Annotated in this window: 8 protein-coding genes; 2 read left to right on the forward strand and 6 right to left on the reverse strand. The window is 72.9% G+C overall.

The window, feature by feature from the left end:
- Positions 1-191 precede the first annotated feature (191 nt).
- On the forward strand, positions 192-2,393 hold the full coding sequence (gene glgX / locus ACLF3G_RS05420; protein ID WP_430668759.1) for a glycogen debranching protein GlgX: 2,202 nt from the start codon (positions 192-194) through the stop codon (positions 2,391-2,393).
- A 5-nt stretch (positions 2,394-2,398) separates the two neighbouring features.
- Here the strand turns inward: glgX and ACLF3G_RS05425 are convergent, their stop codons facing one another.
- Positions 2,399-2,824 carry a response regulator gene (locus ACLF3G_RS05425; RefSeq protein WP_430668321.1) on the reverse strand — a complete coding sequence of 142 codons (426 nt, stop codon included), beginning with the start codon at positions 2,822-2,824 and terminating at the stop codon, positions 2,399-2,401.
- Between the two features lie 86 nt (positions 2,825-2,910).
- Positions 2,911-3,816, reverse strand: a complete 906-nt coding sequence (locus tag ACLF3G_RS05430) for a PfkB family carbohydrate kinase (protein ID WP_430668322.1) — start codon at positions 3,814-3,816, stop codon at positions 2,911-2,913.
- A gap of 61 nt (positions 3,817-3,877) precedes the next feature.
- Here ACLF3G_RS05430 and ACLF3G_RS05435 point away from each other — a divergent pair, with 61 nt between their 5' ends.
- Positions 3,878-4,516, forward strand: a complete 639-nt coding sequence (locus ACLF3G_RS05435; RefSeq protein WP_430668323.1) for an RluA family pseudouridine synthase — start codon at positions 3,878-3,880, stop codon at positions 4,514-4,516.
- 7 nt (positions 4,517-4,523) lie between these two features.
- On the opposite strand, the gene pbpC is transcribed toward ACLF3G_RS05435, so the two are convergent.
- The 4 genes from pbpC to ACLF3G_RS05455 form a co-directional block, all read right to left on the reverse strand.
- Complete coding sequence (gene pbpC, locus ACLF3G_RS05440; RefSeq protein ID WP_430668324.1) at positions 4,524-6,479, reverse strand: penicillin-binding protein 1C; 1,956 nt, start codon at positions 6,477-6,479, stop codon at positions 4,524-4,526.
- Positions 6,479-11,590 (reverse strand): alpha-2-macroglobulin family protein, encoded by a 5,112-nt coding sequence (locus ACLF3G_RS05445; RefSeq protein WP_430668325.1) that lies wholly within the window; start codon positions 11,588-11,590, stop codon positions 6,479-6,481. The genes pbpC and ACLF3G_RS05445 overlap by 1 nt, the downstream gene beginning before the upstream one ends.
- Positions 11,591-11,671: 81 nt before the next feature.
- On the reverse strand, positions 11,672-13,087 hold the full coding sequence (locus ACLF3G_RS05450; RefSeq protein WP_430668326.1) for an MDR family MFS transporter: 1,416 nt from the start codon (positions 13,085-13,087) through the stop codon (positions 11,672-11,674).
- Positions 13,084-14,568: an AMP-binding protein gene (locus ACLF3G_RS05455; RefSeq protein ID WP_430668327.1), complete on the reverse strand. Its 1,485-nt coding sequence runs from the start codon at positions 14,566-14,568 to the stop codon at positions 13,084-13,086. Before ACLF3G_RS05455 ends, ACLF3G_RS05450 begins: the two co-directional genes overlap by 4 nt.
- Positions 14,569-14,586 lie beyond the last annotated feature (18 nt).

Here is a 14,586-nt window from a genome sequence, read left to right on the forward strand (position 1 = left end):
CAAACTGGTGGCGCGGGCATTCGTTCCGCGCCTTCGCCAAATTCTTGAGGCGTTCTGTGTCACCGACGAAATGTGATGTGCAACGGGAACGCGCATCCGCTTGTGATGTTGTGATGCGGCCACAGCTTTTTGCGTCGTGGTAACGGGGATTGTGAATGCGGATACGACAGGTGGTTGCGGCGCCGCAGCTGATGCGGCCAACACGAATTCGCGAGGGCTTGCCCTTTCCTCTCGGAGCAAGCTGGGACGGTGTGGGCGTCAACTTCGCGCTGTTCTCGGCGCACGCCACCAAGGTGGAGCTTTGCCTGTTCGACGATTCGGGTGAGACCGAACTCGAGCGCCTGGAGCTGCCCGAATACACCGACGAGGTCTGGCACGGCTATCTGCCGGATGCGCGGCCGGGCACCATCTACGGCTACCGCGTGCATGGTCCTCATGCGCCGGATGCCGGGCACCGCTTCAATCATCACAAGCTGCTGCTGGACCCTTACGCGAAGGCGATCATCGGCGACCTGGCCTGGGGGCCGGAACTGTTCGGATACCGGATGGAATCGGCGGATGACCAGACCTTCGACGACCGCGACAGCAGTCGGCTGATGCCGAAATGCCGCGTCATCGATCCCGCCTTCACCTGGGGTCGGGAACGCAGCCCCGCCGTACCGTGGGATCGCACCGTCATCTACGAGACGCATGTAAAGGGCATGACCAAGCTGCATCCTGGCCTGCCGGAGGACATGCGCGGCACTTATGCCGGCCTGGCGGCGCCGGAGGTGGTGGACTATCTGCGCAACCTCGGCGTGACGTCGGTGGAATTGCTGCCGGTGCACACCTTCCTCAACGACCAGTTCCTGCTGGACAAGGGCCTCACCAACTACTGGGGCTACAACACCATCGCCTTCTTCGCGCCGGCGCGGCGTTATGCCCGCACGCCGAGCTTCGCCTTCTCCGAGTTCAAGGAGATGGTGGCGCGGCTGCACGATGCCGGGCTCGAGCTGATCCTCGACGTGGTCTACAACCACACCGCGGAGGGCAATGAGTTCGGCCCGACGCTGTCCTTCAAGGGCATCGACAATGCCAGCTACTACCGGCTGCTGCCGGAGACGCCGCGCTGGTACATGAACGATGCCGGCACCGGTAACACGCTGAACCTGTCGCACCCGCGCGTGCTGCAGATGGTGACGGACAGCCTGCGCTATTGGGCGACGGAAATGCGCGTCGACGGCTTCCGCTTCGACCTGGCGACGATCCTGGGCCGGGAGACGCATGGTTTCGACGAAGGTGGCGGCTTCCTCGATTCCTGCCGGCAGGACCCGGTGCTGTCGCGCGTCAAGCTGATCGCGGAGCCGTGGGATTGCGGACCCGGCGGCTATCAGGTCGGTGGCTTCCCACCGGGCTGGTCGGAATGGAACGACCGGTTCCGCGACCAGGTGCGCGCCTTCTGGCGCGGCGACGAAGGCCAGGCGCCGGAACTCGCAGCAAGGCTGAGCGCGTCGGCGGATCTGTTCAACCGTCGCGGGCGCAAGCCGTGGGCCAGCATCAACTTCATCACGGCGCATGACGGCTTCACGCTGAACGACCTGGTCAGCTACGACGACAAGCACAACGAGGCGAACGGCGAAGGCGGCCAGGACGGCCACAACCACAACCTGTCCTGGAACCACGGCGTCGAAGGGCCGACAGACGACCCCGAGATCGTCGAACTGCGCGAGCGCCAGAAGCGCAACCTGCTGGCGACGCTGCTGCTGTCACAGGGCACGCCGATGATCCTGGCCGGCGACGAGTTCGGCCGCACCCAGCAGGGCAACAACAACGTCTATTGCCAGGACAACGAACTCAGCTGGCTGAACTGGGCGGGCGTGTCCGCGGAGGGACTGGGGCTGGCGGCCTTCACGCGCAAGCTGATCGCGCTGCGGCAGGGCTTCCCGGTGCTGCGCCGCGCGCGCTTCCTGACTGGCGCGGTGAACGAAGAACTCGGCATCAAGGATGTCACCTGGGTGACGCCCTCCGGCACCGAGATGGAGAACGGGCACTGGGATGATCCGCATGCGCGCTGCTTCGGCATGCTGCTGGATGGCCGCGCGCAGGCCACCGGCATCCGCCGCCCGGCGGCCGACGCGACGCTTCTCGCGATATTCAACGCGCATCACGACGGCGTCGAATTCGCGCTGCCGGAACCGCCGGCGGGCCAGCGCTGGCTGCTGCTGGTGGACACCAACAAGCCGGAGGTGGAGGAGCCGGAGCCCTTCGAATTCGGCCACCCCTACATGGTGACGGGCCGTTCGCTGCTGCTGTTCGTGCTGCACCCGGAGCGCGGCGGCCGCGCGATCCTGGCGGCGGCGCGCACGGCGCTGCTGGCCGGCACCACGCCACCGCCCATCCCGGGCGGTGGCTGAGACCCTCAATCCACGAAAAGGTGCATGTCGGGCGGCAGGCGGCGCACCGTCTCGCCGGCCCGCAGGCGCTCCAGCACCATCAGCGCGGCGGGAACCTCGGCGGGCTCGTAGGGCTTGGTGAGGCAGCCGCGCGCGCCGGTATCCTCCATCTCCTGCCGCCAGGTGGAGCCATAGCCAGTCGCGTAGAGCACCGAGACGCCGCGGGCCACCAGCGTGCGGCCGATGCGCAGCCCGCTCTGCACGCCGCCGAGATGCAGGTCCACGACGGCGAATTCCGGATCGTGCTGGGCGGCCAGTTGCAGGGCCGCGGCTTCCGAATCGGCGGTGCCGCAGACGAGGAAGCCGGACCCGTTCAGCGCCTCGCCAGCCGCCATGGCGATGATGTCCTCATCCTCGACAACCAGGACTGTCCGCGCGCCGCTCGATGGCATCCGCAAGCTCCCTTTGCAGATTGTGTCAACGTTGAGGCGCGCCTGGAGGTTCCGCGCTTAAGGTCAATGCGAGATCTGTAGAGGCCTCAGCCCCGCAGCAGCGCCTCCACCATCTCCCGCGTCGGGGTTGCGCCATCACGCGCCCGCAGGCCGCCGGCGGCAGAGGCGAAGCGCATGGCATCCGCCACCGGTTGGCGCTCCGCCATCGCCAGCGCATAGGCACCGTGGAACACGTCACCCGCCCCGGTGGTGTTGGTGGCCTGGACGCGGAAGGCGGGGGTGATCCGGGGTTCCGGGTCCTCCGCCGTCAGCCACAGTGTGCCCTTCTCCCCCCGCGTCACCGCGGCGGTGCGGCAGCCGGCGGCGATGGCCTTGCGCAGCCCGTCCACCGGACGGGCGCCGGGCGCGTAGTTAGTCAGGCCGGGCTGGGAGAAGATGGCGTGGTCGCTGCGCGGGATCAGGTCCAGCAGCAGCCGCGTCTCGCTTTTCTCGCCGTCGATCACGGTGGGAATGCCGCGGGCGCGGGCGTGGTCCAGCGCAGCGCCACTACCCTCCGGCCAGCGCGGGTCGCACAGGAAGGCGTGGGCCGTATCCAGCAAGTGCAGCGGCAGCCAGGCGGGATCGGTGCCGAGGTTGTCGCCGCGATAGGAATATATGCTACGCTCCCCGACCGGGTCCACCAGCACCGCGGAAACCGGCGTCCGCGCGTTGGGCGCCACGTGGCAGTGCGAGACATCGACCCCCTGTGCCGTCAGCGCCTCCAGCAGTGGGCGGCCATTGAGGTCGTCGCCCACCCGCCCCCAGAAGATGCAGCGGCCGCCCAGGCGGGCGACGCCGATGGAGGCATTGGCCGCCAGCCCGCCGGCGCCCAGGCTGTAGCTGTTCGCCCGGTTCTTGGATGGTGGCTGGACGATGTCCTGCACGAGGAAAGTGTGGTCCATGACGACGCTGCCGAGGCAGATCACGGTGGTTCGGAGATCAGGCTGATTCATGCCACCCAGGGTTCCATTGCATCGCCCACCGCGCCAAGCGGAGATTGCGCCGCCTGCATGGTTGCATGCACGAATCCTGCATCTGGGGCCGGAGGTACTGGTGCTGGACAAGCCCGCAGGCCTGCCGGTCTCGGCCCGCCAGGGCGATTCGCTCGAGGCCTGGCTGCCGGCGCTGCGCCTGGGCAAGAAGCGCCTGCCGCAGCCGGCGCATCGGCTGGATGCGGACACCGCCGGCGTTCTGGCGCTGGGCCGCACTGCGCCCATGCTGGCGCAGCTCAACCGTCTGTTCGCCGAACGCCGGGTGGAGAAGGTCTATTGGGCGGTGGTGCGGGGCGGGCCGGACGGCGAGTCCGGCCTGGTGGACGCGCCACTCGGGAAGATCAGCAGCGCGGCCCAGGGCTGGCGGATGCGGGTGGACCCGAGGGGTGATGCGGCACGCAGCGCCTGGCGGGTGCTGGGCCGTGGCCCAGGGCTGGCGTGGCTGGAACTGCGGCCGGAGACCGGGCGGACGCACCAGCTGCGGGTGCACTGCGCGCATCTCGGCTGCCCGATTCTCGGAGATGCGATGTATGGAGGCGGGCAAGCCGGCGGCCTGCATCTGCTGGCGCGCAGTCTGGCGTTGCCGCTGGAGCCGCCGCTGCGGGTGGAGGCGCCGGTGCCGGCGCATATGCGGGCGGCGCTGGCCGCCTGCGGCGGGTAGCTACGCCTCAGCGCACGCGCAATTCGGCCGCCGCCGCAATGCCGTCGGCGTCCAGCACGGTGACGCGGTAGAAACCCGGGCCGGGCGGCGTCCAGGCGGCCTCCCGCCGGGCGCGCTGATGCGGCAGCGGCGCGCCATCCACCAGGAAGACCAGCGGGCGGCGGCCGCCGGTGGCGCGCAGGGTGACGGGGCCGGCGCCCTCCACCAGCTCCGCGCCCGGCATCGGGAACAGCAGGCGCAGGCGGTCGGCGGCCTCGGCGAAGGGGCGCGGCGCGGCGCGAACCTGCAGCGGCTGGCGCGGCGCGGCCGGCAGGCGGGCGAAGACCTGCGCCAGCACCGGCAGCGCCGAGGCGCGGCCGTTCAGGCCGGGGATCGGCGTGCCGTCGGGCCGCCCGATCCAGACACCCGCGACATGCCGCGCATCCAGCCCCAGCGCCCAGGCATCCCGGCCGCCCCAGGAGGTGCCGGTCTTCCAGCCCACGCCGGCCGGCCCACCGCCCGGAAAAGGCTGCACCAGGATGCCGGCGACCGCGGCGGCGGCGCGCGGCGTCACCACCTCCGGCCGCTCGACGGGCGCGACGGGCAAAGCGGTCAGCGCTCCGGCGCGCCCGGCATCGCCGAGCAGCGCATACAGCGCCACCAGTTCCCGCAGTGTGGTGCCAGCGCCGCCGAGCGCCAGCGGCAGGGATGGCGCCGCACCCGGCGCCAGGCGCGGCGGGCTGCCGGCCGCCTTCAGCGCGGCGGCGTAGCGCAGCGCGCCCAGTTCCGACAGCAGCGCCACCGCCGGCAGGTTCAGCGACTGCCGCAGGGCGTCCGCGGCGGTGACGCGGCCGGTGAAATCGCGGGAGAAGTTTTCCGGCGCGTAGCTGCCGAAGCGGAAGGGCAGGTCCGCCACCAGCGTCTCCGGCCGCGCCAGCCCGGCCTCGAAGGCCATGGCGTAGAGGAAGGGCTTTTGGGCGGAGCCGGGCGAGCGCACGGCGCGCGTCAAATCCAGCATGCCGGCCCGGGCTTCGACGCCGAAACTGCCGCCGACCAGCGCGCGGATTTCCCGCGAACTCGTCTCCGCCACAACCAATGCAAAAGCAGCGCGATCCGGAAACTCGTGAAGTGCCGCCTCCGCCACGCCTTCCAGGGCGCGTTGCAGGTCGCGGTCGAGGGTGGTGGCGATGCGGCTGCCCGGCGCGGCGCCCTGCGCCACCTGGCGCGCCAGATGCGGGGCCAGGCGCGGCATGGGCTGGCGGGCGGCGGGCACCGGCGCGGCCAGCGCCAGCGCCACCTCCGCACCGCTGACACCGCCGGCCCCGGCGGCACGGACCCGCAGCACGCCGTCGCGGGCGGCCCGCGCCGCATCCGGGTGCCGGTCCGGCCGCAATGCCTCCGGCCGCCGGGCCAGCGCCACCAGCAGCGCCGATTCGGCGGCGTCGAGCTGGCCGGGCGGGCGGCCGAACCAGGCCAGGGACCCGGCGCGCAGACCCTCCAGGTTGCCGCCCTGCGGCGCCAGGGTCAGCCAGATGCCGAGGATTTCCGGCTTCGAGAAGCGCGCTTCCAACTGCACCGCCCGCAGGATTTCCAGCGCCTTGCTGCGCAGGGTCCGGGGCCGCGGCTCCAGCAGCCGGGCCGCCTGCATGGTCAGGGTGGAGCCGCCGGACACCACTCGTCCGGCACGCACCCATTGGAAGGCGGCGCGGCCCAGCGCCAGCGGGTCGAAGCCCGGATGCCAGTGGAAGCGCCGATCCTCCGCCGCCAGCAGCATCGCCAGCAGGTGCGGCGGCACGTCCGCGGCGGCGGTCGGCAGGCGCCAGATGCCGCCCGGGGCCGGCAGGGTGGACAGGGTGCGGCCTTCCCGGTCCAGCACCTCGATCCCGGCCCGGAGGCGCGACAGGTCGGGCGGCAGGGCACGGTCGGCGGCGACGGCCGCGCCGGTCAGCACCGCCAGCCCGGCAAGGCCCAGGCGGCGCCGCATCACTCGGCCGGCAGCACCGTGATGCGCGCCACGTTCTGCCGCGCGAAGACGCCGGGCCGGTACATGTCCTGCGCCTCCATCCCCGGCAGTTCGAACGTGCCCGCGGTCACCGCCCGCAGCCGCACCGCGAAGCGCGCCAGCGGCTGGTCCGGCGTCAGCTCCAGCGCCGCGGCGAAACGGTCGTCGCGGGCCGGCTGCACGTCCGGCGCGGTGAGTTCGCCGAGCCAGGTCATCCCCGGCACGGCGCCCGGGCCGAGCCGCCCGGCGATCTCCCACCCCGCCGGCAGGCCCTGGATCACCATCGCCTGGTGACGGTCATTGGTGGTCGCACGAGCCTCCAGCAGGAGCACGAAGCCCGTGCCCGCGCGCAGGGTATCCAGGTTCAGCGGCTGGCCATCGAGCGCGAAGAAGCGCCGCGCCACCCGCATGCCCTGGGATGCCGCCGGCAAGGGGGAGGTCGGGACCCCGGCGATGGAGACCGCCTGCACCACCGGCGCATCGCCGCGATTGCGCACGCTGCCCGCCGCCGTCAGCGGCGCCGTCACCACCGGCGCCACCGGCAGGTCGCGCCCATCCAGCGTGATCCGCGCCGGGCGTCCGTCGCGACCCAGAACGAAGGCGGCGGCGACCGCCCAGGCCTGTTCCTGGGTATTGCTGACCGCCGGCGTGAATTCGGCGCCGGGCAGCCGCGCCAGCAGCGCCGGCAGCCGGTCCTGCGCCGCGCCGCTTTCGCGCAGCAGCAGGGCGGTCGCCAGCGCATCCCGCGCGGCGCTGCCGAAATCGCCGTGCCAGACCTGCCGGGCCGGATCGGCAAGCGCGGCGGCGAAGATCGCCTCGGCCCGCGCGGTGTCGCCAGCGCGGGCGAAGGCGGCGGCGAGCTGCGCCTTGGCCAGCGGCGTCGGCAGCTTCTCCAGCTGCTCCGCCAGCCGCCGCGCCGCGCCGAGCCGGTTGCGGCCCGCCAGCGACAGGACGTGCACGCGGAAAGCCTGCGTCGCCAGGAACTCGGCCGAATCGCCGGAGCTTTCGATATCGTCATCGGCCGCCTGCAGCGCCGCGTTCAGCGCCGCTTCCGGAACCGCCGCCCCGGCCGCGCGGGCACGCAAAAGCGCCTCGGTCGCATAGAGGCTGGCCCAGCCCTGCACCGAGCCCTCCGCACTCCAATAGCCAAAGCGGCCATCGTAACGCTGCCGGTCCAGCACGGAGGAGATCGAGCGCCCGAGCAGCGCCGCATCCTCCTGCGCCGTATCGGCATTGGACGGTGCGTAGGACAGCGCCAGCACGCGGGACGCCGCCTGTTCGACGCAATCCAGCGGAAAGCGCCGCAGCGCGCCCAGCAGCGCCAGCGGGTCATACCGCACCGGCGCGCCCCAGCTGGCCGTGGCGCGCCAGGTGCCGGGCAGGAAGCGGGCGGCCGGCAGCGCCACCGCCGCCGTCGCCCCCGGCGCCAGGGTGCTAATGGCAATCTCCGTTACGGCGGGGCGGGATGAGCGGACGGTGATCTCCGCCTCCCGCACCGTGCTGAAGCCGCCGGGGCCGCTGACCGCCACGCGCAGCGTGCCCTGCCCCACCATCGCACCTCGCAAGGTGGTGGCCGGCACGGCGCGGGCGCCGGCGGCGAGATTGACGTCGAGGCTCGCCGGGCCGGCGAGTTCGATGGCGCCGGTCGCGGTCAGGCTGACCCGGAAGTCACCCGCCGGCAGTTCGACATTGTGCAGCAGCACCGGTAGGCGCACCTCGTCGCCCGGTGCCAGGAAGCGCGGCAGCAGCGCTTCCGCCACCGCCTGTTCCCGCACCGTCATCGGCCGTGCGGCGGCGCCGATGCGGGCGCCGTCCCAGGCCACCGCCATCAGGCGCAATTCGCCGGCGAAATCCGGCAGGTCCAGCGTCACCGTCGCCGAGCCATCGGCGGCGACCGCGACCGGCCCGTGGAACAGCGCCACCAGTCGCTGCGGCACCTGCAGCAGCGCCGCGCCGCCCATGTCGTCGCCGCCCTGCCGCAGCACCGCGGCCTCGCCCTCCGCGGGCGCGATCAGCCGGCCGTAGTCGTCGCGGATATCGAGGCCGAGCCGCCGCCGGGCGAGAAAATGCTCCACCGGGTCGGGGCTGGGGAAGTTGGTAATTCGTAGAATGCCTTCATCCACCGCGGCCAGCGTCACCATCGCCGTGCTGCCAGCCCCGGCCAGGCGCAGCGGGATCGCGACGCTGCTGCGCGGCCGGGCCAGCGGCGGCGCCTCGATCGCCACATCCAGCCGCCGCGCCGCCGGGTCAAGCCCGACCCAGGCGAGACCGAGCGCACGTCCAGGCCGGCCGGCGGGTGCGTTCCCCGGGCGGAAGACGGTGACGGCCACATGCGCGCCCGGTCCCCAGGCGGCATCGACGGGGATCTCGACCTCCGCCCCCGCCTCCGGGACCTCGATCTCCCGCACCGAGACCACGGTGCCGGTCAGCACGGCGACGCTGGCGCGGCCGGCGAAGGGGGATGTGATGCGCAGCCGCGCGGTGTCGCCGGCCGCATAGGCACGGCGGTCGGCGGCGACATCGACGCGGTCCGGCACCTCCGCCGCCTCGGCCTGCGCCCAGCCGGCGCGGAAGCGGATGCTGGCGATGGCGAGGCCGTTCGGCTCCGTCACCTCCAGCCGGTAGCGGCCGAAGCCGAGGTTGCGGGCGAAGCGCGCCGGGCGGCCGGGCGCCACCTCGACCTCGGCCGAATCCACCGGCTCGTCGCGCCACACCGTCTCGTAACGTGCCAGGCGCTCGCGCATCACGATCCGCCAATCCGGCCTTTCGCGCACCAGGCGCAGGCGCAGGTTGGCGGCGATGGCCTCGCCCGCCGGGTTCACCGCGGCGATCTCGAAGGCGGCCTCGGCGCCGTCATTCACCGCGCCGCCCTCGAAGGCCGGGCGGATGGCCAGCAGCGTGCCGCGGGCGCGCACCGGCAGGGACAGGCGCGTGCCGCTGGTGCGGCCACCGGGTTCGGCTATCAGTACGGCGACATCGGCGCGCAGCGGCTTTGTGGTGTCGGGGGCCTGCGGCAGCAGCAGGGACAGGGTGGCGCGGCCCTCGGCATCCGTCTCCGGAATCTCGAAGCTCTCGAGGTCCGGCGCGAAGCTCTCGTCCTGCAACCCGAACTGCCAGCCGCGCCACGCGGCGAAGGGCTCGGGATCCACTGCGAGGCGCAGCTCCGCCGTGCCGGTCAGCCCGGCGCCGGGTGCGCCGTACAGGAAGCGCGCGGCCACCGGCACCTCCAGCGCCTGCCCCGGCACCAGCGGCCCGGCGACCGGACCGGCGCTGACCTCCAGCCGTTCCGGCACGAAGGCGTCGACCCGAAAGCTGGTGCTGCCGATCGGCGGCGCTGCGGGGTCCGCCAGCACCTCCACCGTCCAGGCACCCACCGGCGCGCTGGCGGACAGCGCCACCGGCGCCACGAAGGCCGCCCCCGCCACCCGGTCCGGCACGGTCTCGAAGAACACCTGCCCGTTCGGACGGCGGATGCGCAGCCGCGCCGGCAGGTCCACCGGCTGCCCCGCCGCATCGCGCAGCAGCGCGCCGACCTGCACCACCTCGCCGGGCCGGTAGATGCCGCGGTCGAGCCAGATGAAGGCGTCCAGCGCCCCCGGATGCGGCCGGCCCGCGGCGCCGCGATCCGAAAGATCGAAAGCGCCGGTCACCAGGTCCAGCGTGGCGAAATCCTCGCCGGAAAAGGCCTGCACCGCGACCGGCGCCAGTTGGCCGGCGCCGCGCAGCACGGCCGCGTTGAAGCGCGCCAAGCCGTCCGCGCCGGTCACCGCCTCCGCCAGGATGTCGTTGTTGCGCGCCAGCAGCGCCACGCGCACATCGGCGCGGACCCTGGCATCGGAGAAACCGCGCACCTGCACGGCCATGCCCTGGCTGCCCTGCCAGGCGGTGATGCCCAGATCCGTCGCCAGCACGGGCAGGGAGGCCGAGCCACCGCGCCGCGTTCCGTCGCCCGGCCGCGCCACCAACACATACATGCCCGGTCCGGCGCTGCGCAGCGCCTCCGGCAGCGGAAGCGCGGTGCGCGCCATGCGGTTGGGCGTGGCGGCGGGCAGCTCCGCGCGGCCTTCCCAGACCACCCGGCCCATCTCCTCGGACAGGTTCTCCGCCATCCAGTCATCCATCGCCTGGCCCGGGCGCCAGTCGCGCATCAGCGGCACCAGGTTGCGCTCCGTCACCCGCACCAGCTTGAGGGTCAGCGCCGTGACGTTGACCGTGGCGACGGTCACGCGCGGGTCCTGGCCGCGCGGCAGCACGAAGGCGCGGTTGTCGAAGGCGATCCGGGCCGGGCGGTTCGGCATGGCGATGGGGTAGGTGGTATCGCGCAGCACGCGCAGCCCGTCCTCCCCCGGCATCCCGGCGCGCAGCACAACCCGCGTCGTCGTCCCCCAGGGCAGGCCAGCGACGCAGATCGCGTCGCCCTCCCGCGTCACCGACATGTCCGGCAGCGCCGGTTCCGCGCGTAGCCAGTCCTGCGGCTGCCAATCCGTGCGGCGGGCGGGGGCGGAGGTGAAGGCCAGGCAGGCGCGCGCAGGCTCCGCATCCGGCTCCGTCGTGATGCGGCGCACCAACAGGCCGGCGGCACGCCGCGCGGCGGCCAGCGTCTCGCGCTGCTTCGCATCCTGCGGCGCGCGCTCCACCACGGCCTGCAGCGCCTCGATCTGCCACATCGGCTGGTCCAGCCGCCGCAGCGCCTCCGCCATCACGAGCAGGGAGGGAATCTCGGGCTCGCCGCCCGGCACCATCATGAAGGCGTTCCAGCCGGCGCGCAGCGCGCGGTTGGCATCCGGCGGCGTGCGGCGAAGCTGCGCCCAGGCAAGCGCGGTCCAATGGTCCGCCGTCGCCTGCCCGGCGCCGACCCGTTCCTCCCACGCCGCTGCCGCGGCGGACCAGTCGTTACGGGATTCGGCGGCGCGGGCGCGGGTCTCGGCCTGGCTGCGCTCCTGCGCCGTGCCGCCGGCCGGAAAGCGCCGGGTCAGCGACTGTTCGTAGGTGGAGGCGTCGCTGGACAGGCCGGGAAGTTCGAAGGACGCCACCGGCCGAGGCAGCAGCCAGGCCAGCACCAGGAGCACGGGCAGCAACCAGCGAGGCGACATGGAAGGCTCCTGAGTGCGGCGTTTTCGCCAGCATGGCACAGCGGCAGCCTGAGTGAAGCGTCTTGACCGGGGGTTAAACCCTCACGCGGGCGGCGGCACCGCATGGTGCCCCGAAACCCGCGCCCCCGCATCCCGCGGCAGCCGCAGCGCGCCGGGCAGCGCGGCCAGCATCACCAGGCCGGCGACGAGGAACCCCGCCTGGAACTCCGGCAGCCCCGGCAGCGCGGCGCCGGTGTAGGAGGTGCCCGCCGCCAGCGTCAGCGATCCCAGCACCACGCCGAGCGCGACGGAGAATTGCTGGATGGTGCCGGTCATCGCGGTGGCCGCCGCCAGCCGGTTCTGCGGCAGGTCGGCGAAGGCCATGGTGGCCATGGAGGTGAATTGCAGCGACCGCGAGAGCCCGCCCGCCGCCAGCACCGCGAAGATCGCGATCGGCGGCCAGGACGGGTCGAACAGCGCACACACTGCGACCCCCGCCGCCGCCAGCACCGCATTCACCGCCAGCACGTTGCGGAATCCGAAGCGTCGCAGCAGCGGCCTGATCATTGGCTTCATCACCAGCGCGCCCAGCGCCGTGGCGAAGGTCACCAGCCCGCTGCCGGAGGCTGAGAGGCCGAAGGCCAGTTGCAGCGTCAGCGGCAGCAGGAAGGGCAGCGCGCCGGCGCCGACGCGGAACAGCGTGCCGCTCAGCATCGGCATGCCGAAGGTCGGGATCTTGAGCAACGAGAGATCCACCGCCGGCCGCGCCACGCGCCGCGAATGTCGCACCGCGAGCAGCGCCGCCAGGCTGCCGAGCGCCAGCGCGCCCAGCGTCACCCATAGCGGTACGAGGCCGCGACCGATCGTCTCCAGCCCGCTGACAAGCAGCGCCAACGCCACGCCCCACAGGGTCAGGCCACGCTTGTCCAGCGGGCCGGGGTCCTGCGCCTCCGTCTCCGGGATGAAGCGCCAGACCAGCACCAGGCCGAGCGCGCCCACCGGAATGTTGATCCAGAATACCGCGCGCCAGGACACCGCATCGGTCAGCAACCCGCCCAGCGGCGGGCCGAAGACCGGGCCGAGCAGCGCCGGCATGGTCAGCCAGGTCATCGCCGTCAGCAATTCCTCCTTGCTGACGCGGCGCAGCAGCAGCAGCCGGCCGACCGGCACCATCATCGCCCCGCCGAGTCCCTGCAGGATGCGCGCCGCCACCAGCGTGCCGAGGCCCTGCGACAGGCCGACGAGGGCGGAGGCGCCGGTGAAGACCAGGATCGCCCACATGAACACCCGCCGCGGCCCGAACCGGTCCGCCACCCAGCCGGAGACCGGGATGAAGACGCACAGCGCGACCAGGTAGGAGGTGATGGCGACGGACAGGTGCACCGGGTCCCGCCCGAGGTCCCGCGCCATCGCCGGCAGCGCGGTGGCGACCACGCTGCTGTCCAGGTTCTGCATGAACAGGGCGCTGGCGACGATGGCGGCGACGATACGGGGGTCGCGGGGCGTTGCGCTACTCACCCGGCGGCCATCTCGCGCAGCCGGTTGCGCTGGATTTTTGGGCCGTTCGGGCCGTCCACCACGGGGAAGGCGTCCAGCGCCACGATCCTCGCCGGCACCTTGAACTTCGCCAGCCTGTCGCGGCAGGCGGCCTGCACCGCGGCCTCGTCATAGCCCGGCGCAGGAATGACGAAGGCGACGGGCCGGCCGCAAGCCTCCACCACCTGCGCCGCGGCGATGCCCGGCTGCGCCTGGAGGAAGCCCTCGATCTCCTCGGGTGAGACCAGGAAGCCACCGATCCGCAGCGCGTCGCCGCGGCGGGTCAGGAATGCGAAGCCGCCATCCGGCTGCGGCTCGGCCAGGTCGCCGCTGCGGAACCAGTTTTCGGGCGTCATGGCGCGGGCGGTGGCCTCGGGGTCGCCGAGATAGCGGTCGAACAGGGACGGGCCGCGCAGCAGCAACTCGCCATCCTCCGCGATGCGCCACTCCGCCGACTCGCTGACCGGCCTTCCACCACCCGCGGCGCGGTGCGGCCCGGATGCGTCCTGGCCGGCGAACAGGGCCTGCGCCTCGGAACTGCCATAGACGCCGCGGGCCCGGAGATTCAGCGCGTCGGAAGCGGCCATCACCCGGTCTGACTGCCCGTGGAAGCCAGCGAAGCCGGTGAAGGCAAACGTGGAAAAGGGGCTGCCGGCGGCAGCCTCGGCCAGCTTCAGCAGCAGGTCGTCGCCGCCGACCATGTGGGTGACGCCCTCCGCCCGGATCAGCGCATCCGCCGCCGCGGCGTCGAAGCGTTCCATGCAGGCGATGCGCGCGCCGCCCGCCACGCCGGCCAGCGCCATGCTGAGGCCAAAAGTCCCGCACAGCGGCACGGCCGCCAGCACCGCCGCCCCCTTCACATCGGTGCCGAGCCGCGCCGCCACATCCGCGGCATGGCCGGCAATGCCCGCCTGCCGGTGCAGCACCAGCTTCGGCCCGGCGGTGGTGCCGGAGGTGGTGAAGGTCAGGCACTCCGACTCCGGGGTAGCGAGGTCCGGTGCCTCCCCGGCCGCCAGCAGGGCATCGCGCGGCAGCACCGGCAGTCCGGCAAGCGTCCCCTGCCCCAGCGCATCCATCCCGAGCACCAGGCGCAGCGAGGCCGGTGGGTCCGGCAGGACCTCCGCCGCATCCACCGTCGCGAAATCGCGCGCGACGGCGATGGCGACGGGCTGCGCGCGGGCCAGCAAATTGCCGATCTCGGCCGCCCGGAAGCGCGTGTTCAGCATCACCGCGCAGGCGCCGCGGCGGGCCAGGGCGAACAGCAGCAGCAGGAAGTCCGGGCGGTTCGGCAGGAACACCGCCACCCGGTCGCCCGTGCCGATCCCCGCCCGAGCCAGGCCGGCGGCCATCCGGCGCACCCGCAGCGCGGCCTCGGCCCAGGTCATGCCGGGGAAGGCGAGACCGTCCGGGTCGCCGGCGGCGGTGGTTTCCAGAAGCTCGGTCAGGGTGGCAGGCCGGTTCATGGCGGCATGATGCGGCGT

Origin of the sequence: Falsiroseomonas sp. HC035 (assembly GCF_050563525.1) — a bacterium.
In the GTDB taxonomy this organism is placed as follows: Bacteria; Pseudomonadota; Alphaproteobacteria; order Acetobacterales; family Acetobacteraceae; genus Falsiroseomonas.